Origin of the sequence: Sphingopyxis sp. (assembly GCF_016793825.1) — a bacterium.
Taxonomy (GTDB): Bacteria; Pseudomonadota; Alphaproteobacteria; order Sphingomonadales; family Sphingomonadaceae; genus Sphingopyxis.
Map to the genome: position 1 here is coordinate 99,743 of NZ_JAEULM010000042.1, position 14,780 is coordinate 114,522.

At 63.5% G+C, this 14,780-nt stretch carries 28 protein-coding genes; 2 read left to right on the forward strand and 26 right to left on the reverse strand.

Going from position 1 to position 14,780, the window contains the following annotated elements; translation table 11 throughout:
* Nucleotides 1-46: 46 nt before the first annotated feature.
* A complete protein-coding gene (locus JNM03_RS12725; RefSeq protein WP_294037090.1) occupies nt 47-541 on the reverse strand; it encodes an outer membrane protein assembly factor BamE in 495 nt (164 codons plus the stop codon).
* Nucleotides 542-711: 170 nt separating this feature from the next.
* On the opposite strand from JNM03_RS12725, the gene JNM03_RS12730 reads away from it, so the two are divergent.
* On the forward strand, nt 712-1,245 hold the full coding sequence (locus tag JNM03_RS12730; protein ID WP_294037092.1) for a ubiquinol-cytochrome C chaperone family protein: 534 nt from the start codon (nt 712-714) through the stop codon (nt 1,243-1,245).
* Nucleotides 1,242-1,769, forward strand: coding sequence for a YceD family protein (locus JNM03_RS12735; RefSeq protein WP_294037094.1), 528 nt, complete (start codon nt 1,242-1,244; stop codon nt 1,767-1,769). Before JNM03_RS12730 ends, JNM03_RS12735 begins: the two co-directional genes overlap by 4 nt.
* On the opposite strand, the gene JNM03_RS12740 is transcribed toward JNM03_RS12735, so the two are convergent.
* From JNM03_RS12740 to rpsJ, 25 genes are all read right to left on the reverse strand, one after another.
* Nucleotides 1,766-2,440, reverse strand: a complete 675-nt coding sequence (locus JNM03_RS12740) for a hypothetical protein (protein WP_294037096.1) — start codon at nt 2,438-2,440, stop codon at nt 1,766-1,768. The genes JNM03_RS12735 and JNM03_RS12740 overlap by 4 nt on opposite strands.
* A 46-nt stretch (nt 2,441-2,486) precedes the next feature.
* Nucleotides 2,487-3,143, reverse strand: a complete 657-nt coding sequence (locus JNM03_RS12745) for an adenylate kinase (protein WP_294037134.1) — start codon at nt 3,141-3,143, stop codon at nt 2,487-2,489.
* Nucleotides 3,144-3,197: 54 nt separating this feature from the next.
* Complete coding sequence (gene secY / locus JNM03_RS12750; protein ID WP_294037098.1) at nt 3,198-4,571, reverse strand: preprotein translocase subunit SecY; 1,374 nt, start codon at nt 4,569-4,571, stop codon at nt 3,198-3,200.
* Between the two features lie 203 nt (nt 4,572-4,774).
* Nucleotides 4,775-5,296 carry a 50S ribosomal protein L15 gene (gene rplO / locus JNM03_RS12755; RefSeq protein WP_294037100.1) on the reverse strand — a complete coding sequence of 174 codons (522 nt, stop codon included), beginning with the start codon at nt 5,294-5,296 and terminating at the stop codon, nt 4,775-4,777.
* Between the two features lie 45 nt (nt 5,297-5,341).
* Complete coding sequence (locus tag JNM03_RS12760) at nt 5,342-5,548, reverse strand: DUF1737 domain-containing protein (protein WP_294037102.1); 207 nt, start codon at nt 5,546-5,548, stop codon at nt 5,342-5,344.
* Between the two features lie 6 nt (nt 5,549-5,554).
* Entirely contained in the window at nt 5,555-5,740 is a 186-nt protein-coding gene (rpmD, locus tag JNM03_RS12765) for a 50S ribosomal protein L30 (RefSeq protein ID WP_294037103.1), read from the reverse strand.
* Between the two features lie 4 nt (nt 5,741-5,744).
* Entirely contained in the window at nt 5,745-6,443 is a 699-nt protein-coding gene (gene rpsE, locus JNM03_RS12770; RefSeq protein ID WP_294037104.1) for a 30S ribosomal protein S5, read from the reverse strand.
* Between the two features lie 2 nt (nt 6,444-6,445).
* Nucleotides 6,446-6,799 (reverse strand): 50S ribosomal protein L18, encoded by a 354-nt coding sequence (gene rplR / locus JNM03_RS12775; protein ID WP_294037106.1) that lies wholly within the window; start codon nt 6,797-6,799, stop codon nt 6,446-6,448.
* A gap of 3 nt (nt 6,800-6,802) precedes the next feature.
* On the reverse strand, nt 6,803-7,336 hold the full coding sequence (rplF, locus tag JNM03_RS12780; protein ID WP_294037108.1) for a 50S ribosomal protein L6: 534 nt from the start codon (nt 7,334-7,336) through the stop codon (nt 6,803-6,805).
* A complete protein-coding gene (gene rpsH / locus JNM03_RS12785) occupies nt 7,336-7,740 on the reverse strand; it encodes a 30S ribosomal protein S8 (RefSeq protein WP_037515661.1) in 405 nt (134 codons plus the stop codon). Before rpsH ends, rplF begins: the two co-directional genes overlap by 1 nt.
* A 12-nt stretch (nt 7,741-7,752) precedes the next feature.
* A complete protein-coding gene (rpsN, locus tag JNM03_RS12790) occupies nt 7,753-8,058 on the reverse strand; it encodes a 30S ribosomal protein S14 (protein ID WP_294037111.1) in 306 nt (101 codons plus the stop codon).
* Between the two features lie 50 nt (nt 8,059-8,108).
* Nucleotides 8,109-8,687, reverse strand: coding sequence for a 50S ribosomal protein L5 (gene rplE / locus JNM03_RS12795; protein ID WP_294037112.1), 579 nt, complete (start codon nt 8,685-8,687; stop codon nt 8,109-8,111).
* Nucleotides 8,680-8,997, reverse strand: a complete 318-nt coding sequence (gene rplX / locus JNM03_RS12800) for a 50S ribosomal protein L24 (RefSeq protein WP_294037114.1) — start codon at nt 8,995-8,997, stop codon at nt 8,680-8,682. The genes rplE and rplX overlap by 8 nt, the downstream gene beginning before the upstream one ends.
* A gap of 2 nt (nt 8,998-8,999) precedes the next feature.
* Entirely contained in the window at nt 9,000-9,368 is a 369-nt protein-coding gene (rplN, locus tag JNM03_RS12805; protein WP_011543078.1) for a 50S ribosomal protein L14, read from the reverse strand.
* A 64-nt stretch (nt 9,369-9,432) separates the two neighbouring features.
* The gene (rpsQ, locus tag JNM03_RS12810; protein WP_294037116.1) at nt 9,433-9,699 is read right to left on the reverse strand and encodes a 30S ribosomal protein S17; all 267 of its coding nucleotides are present in this window, start codon (nt 9,697-9,699) and stop codon (nt 9,433-9,435) included.
* 12 nt (nt 9,700-9,711) lie between these two features.
* Nucleotides 9,712-9,915: a 50S ribosomal protein L29 gene (rpmC, locus tag JNM03_RS12815; protein ID WP_294037117.1), complete on the reverse strand. Its 204-nt coding sequence runs from the start codon at nt 9,913-9,915 to the stop codon at nt 9,712-9,714.
* A gap of 5 nt (nt 9,916-9,920) precedes the next feature.
* Complete coding sequence (gene rplP, locus JNM03_RS12820) at nt 9,921-10,352, reverse strand: 50S ribosomal protein L16 (RefSeq protein WP_294037118.1); 432 nt, start codon at nt 10,350-10,352, stop codon at nt 9,921-9,923.
* Between the two features lie 11 nt (nt 10,353-10,363).
* Entirely contained in the window at nt 10,364-11,071 is a 708-nt protein-coding gene (rpsC, locus tag JNM03_RS12825) for a 30S ribosomal protein S3 (protein WP_294037120.1), read from the reverse strand.
* 1 nt (nt 11,072) lies between these two features.
* Complete coding sequence (gene rplV, locus JNM03_RS12830; protein WP_054589690.1) at nt 11,073-11,453, reverse strand: 50S ribosomal protein L22; 381 nt, start codon at nt 11,451-11,453, stop codon at nt 11,073-11,075.
* On the reverse strand, nt 11,453-11,728 hold the full coding sequence (gene rpsS / locus JNM03_RS12835; RefSeq protein ID WP_037556370.1) for a 30S ribosomal protein S19: 276 nt from the start codon (nt 11,726-11,728) through the stop codon (nt 11,453-11,455). The genes rplV and rpsS overlap by 1 nt, the downstream gene beginning before the upstream one ends.
* Before the next feature lie 3 nt (nt 11,729-11,731).
* On the reverse strand, nt 11,732-12,568 hold the full coding sequence (gene rplB / locus JNM03_RS12840) for a 50S ribosomal protein L2 (protein WP_257546138.1): 837 nt from the start codon (nt 12,566-12,568) through the stop codon (nt 11,732-11,734).
* A gap of 23 nt (nt 12,569-12,591) precedes the next feature.
* Nucleotides 12,592-12,900 carry a 50S ribosomal protein L23 gene (locus JNM03_RS12845; protein ID WP_294037124.1) on the reverse strand — a complete coding sequence of 103 codons (309 nt, stop codon included), beginning with the start codon at nt 12,898-12,900 and terminating at the stop codon, nt 12,592-12,594.
* Nucleotides 12,893-13,519 carry a 50S ribosomal protein L4 gene (gene rplD, locus JNM03_RS12850; protein WP_294037126.1) on the reverse strand — a complete coding sequence of 209 codons (627 nt, stop codon included), beginning with the start codon at nt 13,517-13,519 and terminating at the stop codon, nt 12,893-12,895. The genes JNM03_RS12845 and rplD overlap by 8 nt, the downstream gene beginning before the upstream one ends.
* 2 nt (nt 13,520-13,521) lie before the next feature.
* Entirely contained in the window at nt 13,522-14,301 is a 780-nt protein-coding gene (rplC, locus tag JNM03_RS12855; RefSeq protein ID WP_294037127.1) for a 50S ribosomal protein L3, read from the reverse strand.
* Nucleotides 14,302-14,602: 301 nt separating this feature from the next.
* A partial coding sequence (rpsJ, locus tag JNM03_RS12860; RefSeq protein ID WP_287409224.1) for a 30S ribosomal protein S10 occupies nt 14,603-14,780 on the reverse strand: 178 nt, incomplete at its 5' end.

Below are 14,780 nucleotides of genomic sequence, written 5' to 3' on the forward strand. Positions count from 1 at the left end.
CGCCCGAAAGGCGCCGCCACGTTCAACCGACCCGAAAGACGCGGTGCTACTGGCCTTGCGATCCGCCGCCGGCACCGGCTCCCGGCGCGCCAACCGCACCGATGTTACCAAAGATGTCTTCGAAGAAGCTACGCTGGCGACCAAGCGTCGGCGTCTTGTCGCCTTCGGGGCTGAGCTTGCTCACCAGTTCAAGGCCGGTCTTGTCGACAGCAACGACGTTGCCGGCGGGATCGAACCGCACCCGCAGCACCTGCTGCGCTACCGGGCGCGGCCTGGCGAAGGCAAGCTGCCGCGTCTCGCGCGATACATAATAATATTCGCTGTCGCCGAACTGGCCGACAAATGTCGGACGACCAAGCGTCTTTTCGACCGATTCGCGGTTATCGACACCGGGGGCAACAGCTGCGGTCAGGACGGGGTCGACGACATAACCCTGCCGCCCCTTCAACTGCGCACAGCCGCTGACCGTAAACGCTAGAGCCAATCCCGCCACGACCAGACGCACGGGACGGGCGGAAAACGAGGCATTCTGGGTCGACATCAACATATCTCCGCTGCGCCATTTTCCCTGGCCGGGAAGCGGGCACTGGTTCTCGCGCCTCTTAACCGCAAGCGGACGGAACGCACAAGCGGCTTATGCCGCCCGAAAGCTTGCGCCAAGCTGACCGAGGGGACTTTTCCGGCAGACGGAATGCGCCTAAGCGTTGCCGCATGTTTTCCCTGCTCCGCGGGCTGTTCAGGTCCGAACCCGATCCGCGCGAGGCGCGCCGTCCGCTCTGGAATGCCGTCGTTGCCACCGCCCGCATGCCGCATTGGTACAGCGCAGGCGGCGTGCCCGACACGCTTGACGGGCGCTTTGACATGATCAGCCTCGTGCTCGCACTCGTTCTGCATCGCATCGACCAGGATCCCGATCAGGCGCTTGCCGGTGTCCAGCTTACCGAATTGTTCGTCGATGACATGGATGGGCAGATGCGCCAGATCGGCTTCGGCGACATGGTTGTCGGCAAGCAGATCGGGCGAATGGTCGGCGCACTCGGCGGCCGCCTGGGCGCCTACCGAGCGGCCGATGGCTCGAGCGAACTGAGCGCAGCGCTCGTCCGCAACCTGTGGAGGGGTCAGGATGCGCCCGAAGCGGGGATCGCCCATGTGATGACCGAAGTCGCGAAGCTTCGCGCCGGACTGGCTGCCATGCCCGTCGATGCGCTGATCGCGGCGGACACATTGCCGGGACAGGGCCGGTGACGCCGCCCGAATTCTCGTATCCCGTGACCGTTCCCGAAGCGTCGCAGGGACGAAGCGTGAAACTGGACGTCGATGCGGAGCTGCGCGCGGGAATCGCGAAACGGCTCGATCTCGTTGCGCTCGATCGCTTTATCGTAACCGCCGAGGTACGCGCGATCGCGGGCGGGATCGAGGCGAAAGGCGCGATTGAGGCTGATGTCGTGCAAAGCTGCGCCGCGACCGATCTGCCGATATCCGCGACGCTCAACGAAACCTTCGATCTTCGCTTCCTGCGCGACATCGCCGCAGCGGGCGGCGAGGAAGAAGAAGTCGAGATCAGCAGCGCGGACTGCGATGTCTTGCCGCTCGAGGGCGAACGCATCGATCTTGGCGAAGCCGCAGTGCAGACACTGTCGCTCGCGCTCGACCCGTTTCCGCGTCATCCAGACGCTGATCGCATCCTCGCCGAAAAGGGCGTGCTGAGCGAAGAGCAAGCGGGGCCTTTCGCTGCCCTCGCCAAACTGCGCGGCAAGCCTTCGGCCTAGTCGGATTCGGGCGCGTCCTTTGGCGCTTCATCGGCGAGATCGGCGGCGACGGCGTCGAGACCCGGTTCGCTCTTCGCGGACGCATCCTTCGCCTCGCCGTCCCGCTCATCATGCGCCACCGGAAGCGCGCCACCGAGCGCGTTGGCTAGTCCGACCAGTTGTTCGCCAAGGACCTTGTCTACGCCCGGTGCGACATCGGCGACCTTGAAACGCATATAGCCGCCGACGACATAGTCGAAACGGATCGAACTGCCGGTTGCGGTTTGCTTGATCTGGATGGTCAGCGTGCCGGTAACGGCCTCGCTCTGCAGCGGACCGAAGGCCCCCGACAGCCGCATCATTTCATCGGGTTTGGCGAAGATGATCCGCGCGTGCTGGACGCTTCCCATCGCGCCGCCCGCCTCTCCCGGCAGTTTTTCGCAGAAGCAACCGCCCGCCTGCGAATCGAGCCAGAAATTCGCCGCATCGCCCGACCAGCTATGGTCTTTCGACCACCATTTGTCGGGGGTCCGCAACATCTTCCACACATCTTCGGGCGAGGCGGCGACCTGCGCCGTGTGCGCAACGGTAAAGCCCAGGTCGCTCTGGTCGATGACCTTTGCCTGCGCTGGGGTCGCGACGAACGCCGCGACCGAAAGCAACGACGCGACGACGCCTGTTCTGAAATCCATGCCCTGTCCCCTTTCGGCCCTTCATAGAAGGCGGCGAGAAGGCTGGCTAGCCGGCGCTGCTGTCCAGAATGGATTCGATCGCGCCATTGACCTGATCGATCGGCGCCATGCCGTCGACCTGACTCACGATCCCACGCGCTTCGTAGATCGGCAGAATCGGGGCGGTCTTGGCGCGATATTCGGCCATCCGCGTGCGGACCGTTTCTTCATTGTCGTCAGGCCGGCGCTTGAATTCCGTGCTGCCGCAGACGTCGCAAACATCCGCCACCTTGGGCAGCTTGTAGCGATCATGATAGCCTTCGCCGCATTTGGCGCAACTGAAGCGGCCGGTGATGCGATCGACAAGCGCATCCTCTTCAACCACCAGCTCGATAACATGGTCGAGCTTGCGGCCGCGGGCGGCGAGAATCCCGTCCAGCGCATCGGCCTGTGCCGCGGTACGCGGATAGCCGTCGAAAATCACCGAGGTCGTCCCGCCGAGCGCGTCGAGGCGTTCGCCGATAAGGCCCGAGACGATCTCGTCCGAAACAAGCTCGCCCGCATCCATCACGGCCTTTGCCTGGACGCCGATCGGGGTGTCGGCCTTGACCGCGGCGCGGAGCATGTCGCCGGTCGAAAGCTGAATCATGCCGCACTCGTCCTCGAGCCGCGAAGCCTGCGTACCCTTGCCCGCTCCCGGCGGCCCAAGCAAAATGATGTTCAGCGTCATGACGGCCCTGTTTCCCCTGCCTTGTCCGAAACGCGCCTAGCCGTTCGATCAGCGGCGCGCAACGCCGCCCTTCAACTTCGCCTTCTTGATGAGGTCGCCATATTGATGGGCAAGCATGTGGCTCTGAATCTGGCTGATCGTGTCGATCGTCACGTTGACGATGATCAGCAGGCTGGTGCCGCCAAGCTGGAACGGCAGACCCGACTGGGCGATGAAATATTCGGGGATGAGGCAGATGGCCGCGAGATACGCCGCGCCGATCACCGTGATTCGCGTCAGCACGAAATCGAGATAGGCGGCGGTGTTCTTGCCCGGACGGATCCCCGGGATAAACCCGTTCTGACGCTTCAGATTGTCCGCGGTTTCTTCGGGATTGAAGACGACCGCAACATAGAAGAAGCAGAAGAAGATGATGCCCGCGCCGTACAACGCCATGTAGAGCGGCTGCCCATGCGCGAGATACTGGTTCATGGTGATCAGGAAATCGCCCCATGCCGATTCGCCCGACACGCTGTTGCCCATCATCTGCGTGATGGTGAGCGGCATGAGCAGCAGCGACGACGCGAAGATCGGCGGGATGACGCCCGCGGTATTGACCTTCAGCGGCAGATGGCTGCGGTCGGCCTGCATCACCCCGCGCTGCGTCGCGCGCTTTGGATATTGGACGAGAACCCGGCGCTGGGACAGTTCCATGAAGCTGATGAAGGCGATGATGATGACCGCGCCGCCGACGACCGCGATGATCGTCCCGCCGCCCATCGACCCTTCGCGGACCTGCGTGAACATCTGCCCGAAGCTGCGCGGCAGCTGCGCGAGAATGCCGGCCATGATGATCAACGAAACGCCGTTGCCGATGCCGCGGCTGGTGACCTGTTCGCCAAGCCACATCAGGAACAATGTACCGCCGACGATGCTGATCACCGCGCCGATGCGGAACATCATGCCGGGATCGACGACCGCCGCGATGCCCTGGCTACCGCCAAGCGTTTCGAGGCCGACGGCGATGAAATAGCCCTGGATCGCGGTCAGGAAGACCGTGCCGTAGCGCGTGTACTGATTGAGCTTCTTGCGTCCGCTCTCGCCCTCTTTCTTCAGCGCGGCGAGGCTCGGTGCGAGGGCCGAGGCGAGCTGAACGACGATCGATGCGGTAATATAGGGCATGACGCCGAGCGCGATGATGCTCATCCGCTCCAGACTGCCGCCCGAAAAGGTGTTGAAGATATCGAGCACGCCGCCCGACGCCGCCTGCGAATAGAGCCGCGACAGCGCCACGGGATCGACCCCCGGCAACGGCACGAACGACAGGAAACGAAAGACGATCAGCGCGCCGATCGTGAACCAGATGCGGTTCTTGAGTTCGGTCGCCTGGCCGAACTTCGACAAATTCAGATTGGATGCAAGCTGGTCGGCGCGAGAGGCCATGGGTGTCTTCCTCGGATAGTCCGGACCGCGCCCCCCGCGACCCGGCGCCTATGTGCGTTCGGAGGTCACGAAGCGCAAGGGGAAAGGCCTATTTTGCGACGCAGCTCGTCGATACCGGCTGCATCATCCGTTCGCATCGAACGGCGATTCGATCTCGTCATGCAACGAGGGGCGGTCCTTTCGAACCGCCCCTTCGAAAATTCTTACTCAGCCTTGGCTTTGGCGCGGCGCTGGGCCTTCTTGCCGTCGCCTTCGGGCTTGGCTTCAGGCAGTTCGACCTTGCCGCCAGCCTTTTCAACCGCCTCGATCGCGCCCTTCGACGCACCCGCAACGGCGAAGGTCAGCTTCGCGGTCAGCTCACCCTTGGCGAGGAGGCGGACGCCGTCCTTGCCACCACGGGCAACACCAGCGGCCTTCAGCGCGTCGTGATCGATCGTCTTCTTGGTATCGAGCTTCTTCGCATCGACGAGCTTCTGGACCTGGCCCAGATTCACGATCGCGAAATCCTTGCCGAAGATGTTGTTGAAGCCACGCTTCGGAATGCGCATGTGGAGCGGCATCTGGCCGCCCTCGAAGCCGTTGATGGCAACGCCGCTGCGCGCCTTCTGGCCCTTCTGGCCCCGACCGGCGGTCTTGCCCTTGCCCGAGCCGATGCCGCGTCCGACGCGCATCCGGCCCTTGCGGGCACCGTTGTTGTCACGAAGTTCGTTAAGCTTGATCGTCATTGTCTGCACTCGCTTTCGCTGTTGTCGCGCTGGGACCGAAAAATTTCAGTCCGGTTCGATTTCACTCGATGGCTGGAAGCCCGGATAGTCGCCGGCCTTGTCCATCACAATGGCCTGGGCGACATAGCCCCGGCCATCGACACTGGTGATCGCTGGACTGCCATGGAGCTGCCACCCCCGGTTGAGCAGCCCCTCGACGCGCGCGCAAAAGGCTGCGTCGTCGGGACCGGTCAACAGGCGATAGAGCTTCACTGGCGTTTAGCCCTCGATGACTTCCACCATGTGTGGAAGCTTGCGGATCATGCCGCGCACTTCCGGCGTGTCGACCAGTTCGACCTCGCGGTGCATCTTGCCCAGGCCGAGGCCGGTCAGGATGGCGCGCTGGCCCTTGGGACGACGGATCGGCGAGCCGATCTGGCGGATCTTGATTGTCTTGTCGGCCATGGTCTTACTCCGTCACCGCCGCGGCTTCCGCCTCGGCTGCGCGGTCGGACGCGCCGCCACGCTTGATCAGGTCCGAAACCTTCTTGCCGCGACGCTGCGCGACCGACTTCGGGCTGGTCTGTTCACCGAGCGCCTCGAAAGTCGCGCGGATCATGTTGTAGGGGTTCGAGGTGCCGACCGACTTGGTCACCACGTCGGCAACGCCCAGCGATTCGAACACGGCACGCATCGGGCCACCGGCGATAATACCGGTACCGGCAGGCGCCGAACGCAGCGTCACATTGCCCGCACCGAACACGCCGCGACCGTCATGGTGCAGCGTGCGGCCGTCGCGCAGCGGAACGCGGATCATCGCCTTCTTCGCCGCAGCGGTCGCCTTCGAAATGGCTTCGGGCACTTCGCGCGCCTTGCCATGACCGAAACCGGCGCGACCCTTGCCGTCACCGACGACCACGAGCGCGGCGAAACCGAAGCGCTTGCCGCCCTTCACGGTCTTCGAGACGCGGTTGATGTGGACGAGCTTTTCGATCAGCTCTTCGCCACCTTCTTCGTCGCGCGGACGGCGATCGTCGCGGCGGCCACGGCCACCGTCACGGCCACCACGGCCGCCATCACGCCCGCCGCCACGGCCGCGGCGCGGGGCCTGGCCATCGGTGGGGGCAGCTTCGGGAGCGCCTTCGACGTTCTGTACTTCGTCTGCCATAATCAGAACTCCAATCCGCCTTCGCGAGCCGCGTCGGCCAGCGCCTTGATGCGCCCGTGGAACAGGAAGCCGCCGCGGTCGAACACGACCTGCGTCACGCCCGCCTTCTTGGCGGCAGCGGCGAGGCGCTTGCCAACGTCAGCTGCAGCCGCGGTGGTCGCGCCGGTCTTGCCGCGGACGTCCTTGTCGAGCGTCGAAGCCGCAGCCAGCGTTGCGCCGGCGGCGTCGTCGATGAGCTGCGCATAGATATGACGGCCCGAGCGGTGAACCGAAAGGCGCGGACGCCCGGCGGCACGCTGGCGGAGCGCGGTACGGACACGCTGGCGACGTTTTTGGAAAGTGGTAAGATGTGCCATGGCTTACTTCTTCTTGCCTTCTTTGCGGAAGATGTACTCGCCGCGATATTTGATGCCCTTGCCCTTATAGGGCTCGGGCTTACGCCAGCGACGGATTTCCGCCGCGACCTGACCGACCTTCTGCTTGTCGATACCGCTGATCTCGATCGTCGTGTTGTCCGGCGTCTTGATCTCGATGCCTTCAGGCACCGCGAAATCGACATCGTGGCTGTAGCCGAGCTGCAGCTTCAACGTCTTGCCCTGCGAGTTGGCGCGATAGCCGACACCGGTGATTTCGAGGACCTTGGTGAAGCCTTCGGTCACGCCCGTGATCAGGTTCTGGACCAGCGTGCGCTGCATGCCCCAGAAAGCGCGTGCTTCGCGGGTGCCGTTCGCCGGCTGCACCGAGATGCTGCCTTCACCGACTTCATAGGTGATGTTGTCGGACAGCGGCATCGCGAGCGTGCCCTTCGGCCCCTTGACCGACAGCTGGCCGCCATCGATCGCGGCGGTGACGCCACTGGGGATCGATACTGCCTTTTTACCAATGCGCGACATCAGAACACCTCCGCCAGCACTTCGCCGCCGACATTATGTTCGCGTGCTTCGGCGTCCGAAAGAACGCCGCGCGGGGTCGACACGATGGTGATGCCCAGGCCGTTGCGAATGATCGGCAGTTCCTTCGAACCCGAATAGACGCGGCGGCCCGGCTTCGAAACGCGCGCCACATGGCGGATCGCCGGCTGCCCTTCGAAATATTTGAGTTCGATGCGGATGCCCTTGTGCTGGCCCTTGGCACCCAGCGCTTCTTCGCTGTAGCCGCGGATATAGCCTTCGCGCTGGAGAACATCGAGAACGCGGACACGCAACGTCGAGGCCGGCGTCAGGACGCTGTCCTTCTTCGCCGTCTGGCCGTTGCGGATGCGGGTGAGCATATCACCCAGGGGATCGGTCATTGCCATCTGTTAAGTCCCTTACCAGCTCGACTTCACAACACCGGGGATCAGGCCCTTGTTGGCCAGATCGCGGAGCTGGATGCGGCACAGCCGGAATTTGCGATAATAAGCGCGCGGACGCCCGGTCAGTTCGCACCGGTTACGGATGCGGGTCGGGTTACCGTTGCGCGGAATTTCCGCCATCTTGAGGCGGGCGATCAGACGTTCGCCATCGTCGAGCGAGGTGTCTGCCGCAATCGCCTTCAGCTTCGCATAACGGCCGGCATATTTCTTCATCAGCTGCTTGCGACGCTCGTTCTTGTTCGTCGAACTCAGTTTCGCCATGACTTAAGTTCTCTTTCCTTCTTGAAAGAGCCGGCCTGGTCCCAAAGGGATCAGGCGGCTTCCTTTTCCTGCGCTTCGATCGGGAAGGGGAAGCCGAACAGCTTGAGCAGTTCGCGCGCTTCGTCGTCCGTACGAGCGGTGGTGGTGACGATCACGTCCATGCCGCGCACCTGGTCGATGCGGTCATAGTTGATCTCGGGGAAGATGATCTGTTCCTTCAGGCCCATGGCATAGTTGCCACGGCCGTCGAAGCTGGTTGCCGACACGCCGCGAAAGTCGCGGATGCGCGGCATCGCGATCGTGATCAGGCGATCGAGGAACTCGTACATGCGGGCGCGGCGCAAGGTGACCTTGCAACCGATCGGCATGCCTTCGCGCAGCTTGAACTGCGCGATCGACTTCTTTGCCTTGGTCACGACAGGCTTCTGGCCCGCGATCAGCTCCATCTCGGAAGCCGCCGCTTCGACCTTCTTCTTGTCCTGCGTGGCTTCGCCGACGCCCATGTTGAGCGTGATCTTTTCGATCTTCGGCACTTCCATCGCATTCTTGTAACCGAATTTCTCGGTCATCGCCTTGACGATCACATCGTCATAGCGCTTGCGCATGCGGGGGGTGTAAGCATCAGCCATTGATCGTCTCCCCGGACTTCACGGCCACGCGGACCTTCTTGCCGTCCTTGGTTTCAAAGCGGACGCGCGTCGGCTTGCCGGTCTTGGGATCGGCGAGCGCGACCTTGCTCGCGAAGAGCGGCGCTTCCTTGCGTTCCAGACCACCCTGCGGGTTCGCCTGACTCGGCTTGCGGTGGCGGGTGATGACGTTGACGCCCGCGACGACGAGCTTGCCGTCCTTGGGCAGGCTCTGCGTCACTTCGCCGGTCTTGCCCTTGTCCTTGCCGGACAGGACGATGACGGTGTCACCCTTCTTGATCTTGTTCGCCATGGTCAGAGTACCTCCGGCGCCAGGCTGATGATCTTCATATAGCCACGGCCGCGCAGTTCGCGGACGACGGGGCCGAAGATACGGGTGCCGATCGGCTCTTCATTCTTGTTGACGAGCACGGCGGCGTTGCTGTCGAAACGGATGACCGAGCCGTCGGCGCGGCGCACATCCTTTGCGGTGCGGACGATGACGGCGCGATGCACGTCGCCCTTCTTCACCTTGCCGCGCGGCTGTGCTTCCTTGATCGACACGACGATCACATCGCCGACGCCGGCGGTGCGACGCTTCGACCCGCCCAGCACCTTGATGCACTGAACGCGCTTCGCGCCGCTGTTGTCCGCGACTTCCAATTGTGACTGCATCTGAATCATCGATGCATTTCCTTCTTCCTTGGCCTACCGGGTCGTCCCGGCGGTTCCGTGAAACGATGAAGCCTCAGACTTCGGCTGCCTTGGCCTTGATCGAGGTTTCGACGGTGTCGAGAACCTTCCAGGTCTTCAGCTTCGAAATCGGCTTCGTCTCCTCGATGCGGACGGTCTGGCCAGCCTTGACGCTGTTGTTCTCATCATGGGCGTGATACTTCTTCGAACGGCGGATGATCTTGCCGTAGAGCGGGTGCTTCACCTTACGCTCCACTTTCACCACGACGGTCTTGTCGCCTTTGTCGGACACCACCGTGCCAGTCAGAATGCGCTTCGGCATGGGTCGGTCTCCTTACTTGGCAGCCGAGCGCGAACGCCCGGTCTGTTCGGTCTTGACGCGCGCAATGGTGCGACGCACTTCCTTGACCCGCGACGGCTTCTCCAGCTGACCGGTGGCGGCCTGGAAGCGGAGGTTGAACGCCTCGCGCTTCAGTTCGCCGAGCTGCTCGGAGAGCTGGTCGTCGGTCTTCTTGGTCAGATCTTCGGTCTTGGCCATGGCCCTCAACCCTCCAGGTGCGAGGTGTCGCCGAGGCGGGCAACGACCTTCGTCTTGATCGGCAGCTTCATCGCCGCACGTTCGAACGCCAGCGCGGCCACGGGGCCGGGAACGCCGTCGAGTTCGAACAGGATGCGGCCGGGCTTGACGCGGGCGGCCCAATATTCAGGCGAGCCCTTGCCCTTGCCCATACGGACTTCGGCCGGCTTCGACGACACGGGGACGTCGGGGAAGATGCGGATCCAGAGGCGACCCTGGCGCTTGATCGCACGGCTGATCGCGCGGCGAGCCGCCTCGATCTGGCGCGCGGTAATACGCTCGGGTTCCATCGCCTTCAGGCCGTACGACCCGAAGTTCAGGCTGGTGCCACCCTTGGCGAGACCATGGATGCGGCCCTTGAAAGCCTTGCGGAACTTGGTTTTTTTCGGTTGCAGCATGTCAGCAGTCCTTAGCGGCGATCATCGCGAGCCGGACGGACACCGGTCGTCTGTGCGTCGAGCATCAGACGGTCGGTTGCCATCGGATCGTGTCCGAGAATCTCGCCCTTGAAGATCCACACCTTGATCCCGCACACGCCGTATGCGGTGTGGGCGGTCGATTCGGCATAGTCGACATTGGCGCGCAGCGTGTGCAGCGGCACCCGGCCTTCGCGGTACCATTCGGTGCGAGCGATTTCCGCGCCGCCCAGACGGCCGGCGCAGTTGATGCGGATGCCTTCGGCGCCCAGACGCATCGCCGACTGAACCGCGCGCTTCATGGCGCGGCGGAACGCGACACGGCGTTCGAGCTGGTCCGCAATGCCCTGCCCGACGAGCTTGGCATCGACTTCCGGCTTGCGGATTTCAACGATATTCAGCGACACGTCGCTGCCGGTCAGTTCGCCCAGCTTCTTGCGAAGCCTTTCGATGTCGGCGCCCTTCTTGCCGATGATGACGCCCGGACGGGCGGCATAGATCGACACGCGGCACAGCTTGGCCGGACGTTCGATCACGACCTTCGAGATCGCGGCCTGCGGCAGGGTCTTGAACACATACTGACGGATCTTCAGATCCTCGACCAGCATGCGACCATAGTCCTGGCCTTCGGCGAACCAGCGGCTGTCCCAGGTGCGGTTGACCTGCAGGCGCAGGCCGATCGGATTGCTCTTCTGGCCCATCTTACGCCTCTTCTTCCTGTTCGCGCACGACGATGCGGATGCGGCTGAAGGGCTTGACGATCCGGGTCGACTTGCCGCGGCCGCGAGCGTGCCAGCGCTTCATCGAGATCGACTTGCCCACGCTCGCTTCCTTGACGACCAGCGCGTCAACGTCGAGATTGTGGTTGTTCTCCGCATTCGCGACGGCGCTGGCGAGAACCTTGCGGACATCGACGGCCATCGCCTTCTTCGAGAAGGCGAGAACGTTCATCGCGTCTTCGACCTTGCGGCCACGGATCAGCGCCGCGACGAGGTTCAGCTTTTGCGCCGAGCCGCGAATCTGCGTGCCGACCGAGAGAGCCTCGTTATCGGCAACGCGGCGGGGGGACTTTTCCTTGCCCATTAGCGTTTGCCCTTCTTGTCGGCCGCGTGACCGGGGAAGAAGCGCGTCGGCGCAAATTCACCCAGCTTCATGCCGACCATGTCTTCGTTCACCGACACCGGCACGAACTTGCGGCCGTTGTAGACGTTGAAGGTCAACCCGACGAACTGCGGCAGGATGGTGGACCGACGCGACCAGGTCTTGATCGGGGCAGAGCTGCCGCCGTCCTGGGCCGTTTCGGCTTTCTTGAGGAGATGAAGGTCCACGAAAGGACCCTTCCAGACCGAGCGAGCCATGGCTTACCTCTTCTTCTTCGCGTGACGCGACCGGATGATCATCTTGTCGGTCGACTTGTTGTGGCGGGTACGGGCACCCTTGGTCGGCTTGCCCCACGGGGTCACCGGATGACGGCCGCCCGAGGTGCGGCCTTCACCACCGCCGTGCGGGTGATCGACCGGGTTCTTGGCAACACCGCGAGTCAGCGGCCGCTTGCCGAGCCAGCGGCCACGACCGGCCTTGCCGAGGTTGGTGTTCTGGTTGTCGGGGTTCGACACCGCGCCAACCGTGCCCATGCATTCGCCGCGGATGTAGCGCTGTTCGCCCGAACCGAGACGCACGATGACAAGACCGCGGTCACGACCGACGACCTGGGCATAAGTGCCGGCCGAACGGGCGATCTGGCCGCCCTTGCCCGGCTTCATCTCGATATTGTGGACGATCGTGCCGACCGGCATCTGCGACAGTTCCATCGCATTGCCCGGCTTCACGTCGGTCTTCTTGCCCGCGACGATCGTGTCGCCGACACCCAGGCGCTGCGGCGCGAGAATGTAGGCAAGTTCGCCATCTTCATACTTCACCAGCGCGATGAATGCGGTGCGGTTGGGGTCATATTCCAGACGCTCGACGGTGGCCGGCATGTCCCACTTGCGACGCTTGAAGTCGATGAAGCGGTACTTCTGCTTGTGGCCGCCGGCGATCCCGCGCGAGGTCACATGACCCTTGTTGTTGCGGCCGCCGGTCTTGCGCTTGCCTTCGGTCAGCGCCTTGACGGGCTTGCCCTTCCACAGCGACGATTTGTCGACGAGGATCAGGCCGCGCTGCGCGGGGCTGGTCGGATTATAATGCTTGAGTGCCATTTTCTTTCGCCTTCCCGAGCCGCTCAGACGCCCGTGGTGACGTCGATCGACTGGCCTTCGGCCAGGCGAACAATCGCCTTCTTCACGTCGCTGCGGGTATAGGGCTTGCCCTTCCAGCGCTTGGTCTTGCCCTTGGTCACCAGCGTGTTGACCGCCAGAACCTTGACATCGAACAGCGCCTCGACGGCCGCCTTGATCGCGGGCTTGGTCGCGTCGTTCGCGACCTTGAACACCACGGCGTTATTTTCGCTGAGCAGCGTCGACTTTTCCGTGATCACCGGAGCGAGGATCACGTCATAGTGACGCGCATCGACTGTTTTTGCCTTAGCCATTGAAACGTGCCTCCAGCTTTTCGACAGCCGCGCGGGTCAGGACCAGCGTGTCGGCGCGCATGATGTCATAAACATTGGCGCCTGCCGCCGGCATCGCGTCGATGCCGATCAGGTTGGCCGATGCCATGGCGAAGCTTTCGTGAACCGCGTCGCCATCGATGAAGAGAGCGCGATTGCCGAGGTCCAGCTTGCCGAGCTTGCCGGCCAGCGCCTTGGTCTTCGCGTCCTTGAGCTCCAGCGTGTCGAGAACGACGATCTTGCCGCCCTTCGCCTTGTCGCTGAGCGCCATCTTGAGGCCGAGCGCGCGGATCTTCTTGTTCAGCGAGTGGCCGAAGGTGCGGGCCCGCGGACCATGCGCCTTGCCGCCGCCGATGAAGATCGGAGCTGCACGATCGCCGTGACGCGCGGTACCGCCGCCCTTCTGGCGACCGAACTTCTTGCCCGTGCGCGACACATCGCTGCGCTCGCGCGCGGCGCGGGCCGGACCACGGCGCTTTTCAAGCTGCCATGCAACGACGCGGTGAAGAATGTCGGCGCGAGCGTCGACGCCGAAAACATCGTCGTTCAGATCGATATCGGTGCCGGCCTTGCCGTCGATGGTTTGAACCTTGATCTTCATGATCAGGACTCCTGCGCGCCGTCGGTGGTCGCGGTATCGACGACGACGGTTTCTTCCGCCGGAGTCTCTACCGGTGCATCCGCCGGGGTTTCTTGATTGGCGTTCGCCGCGCTCTTGATGCCCGCGGGATACGGAGCATCGGGGTGGCGCGGCAGCTTGACCGCGTCACGAACCATCAGCCAGCCGCCCTTCGAGCCAGGGACCGAACCCTTGACGAAGAGAAGGCCGCGCTCGACGTCGGTGCGGACGATTTCGAGATTCTGCTGGGTGCGATTGCGCGCGCCCATGTGGCCGGCCATCTTCTTGTTCTTGAAGACGCGGCCCGGATCCTGGCGATTACCCGTCGAACCATGCGCACGGTGGCTGATCGAAACACCGTGGGTCGCGCGCATACCGCCGAAGCCCCAGCGCTTCATCGCGCCGGCAAAGCCCTTACCCTGGGTCACGCCCTGGATATCGACGATCTGACCGGCGACAAAGTGATCGGCCGAAAGTTCGGCACCGACATCGAGCGTCGCGTCGTCAGCGACGCGGAATTCGACGACCTTCGCCTTGAGTTCGACTTCGGCCTTGCCGAAAGACCCGCGCTGCGGCTTGGCGACGTTCTTCGCCTTTGCCGTGCCCGCGCCGAGCTGAACGGCCACATAGCCGTCACGTTCCTGTTCGCGCACGGAGATAACCTGACAGCCTTCGAGGCTCAGGACGGTGACGGGCACGTGGCGGCCGTCGTCCTGAAACAGGCGGGTCATCCCCATTTTCTTCGCGATCACGCCAGTCCGCATGATCCATACTCCTCAACAGAGGCCGGGCGGACCATTCCGCACGGCTTGCGGGACCCCATCGAGCCTGCCCGACGAGAACCCTCCCAGCCCATAATTTCGATGCTTCGCCCCGTCCGGGCTGAGGTGCCACCTTCCCCAGGGAAAAGCGGCGAGACGGGGGACGCAGCCCGGACCATGATGCTTCCGAAGAAGCGGTCCGGCGGTATCCACCCTATCGTCGGTCCGGATCGCTCCGGACTTGTGCCATCGCCGAAGCGCCTGGCCGATAGAGACCCCGGATCAGGTCCGGGGCTGCGCTGGCTCAGGCCAGCTTGATTTCGACGTTCACGCCTGCGGCGAGGTCGAGCTTCATCAGCGCGTCGACCGTCTGCGGGGTGGGCTGCACGATGTCGAGCAGCCGCTTGTGGGTACGCACCTCGAACTGCTCGCGCGACTTCTTGTCGATGTGCGGGCCGCGGTTCACGGTGAATTTTTCAATG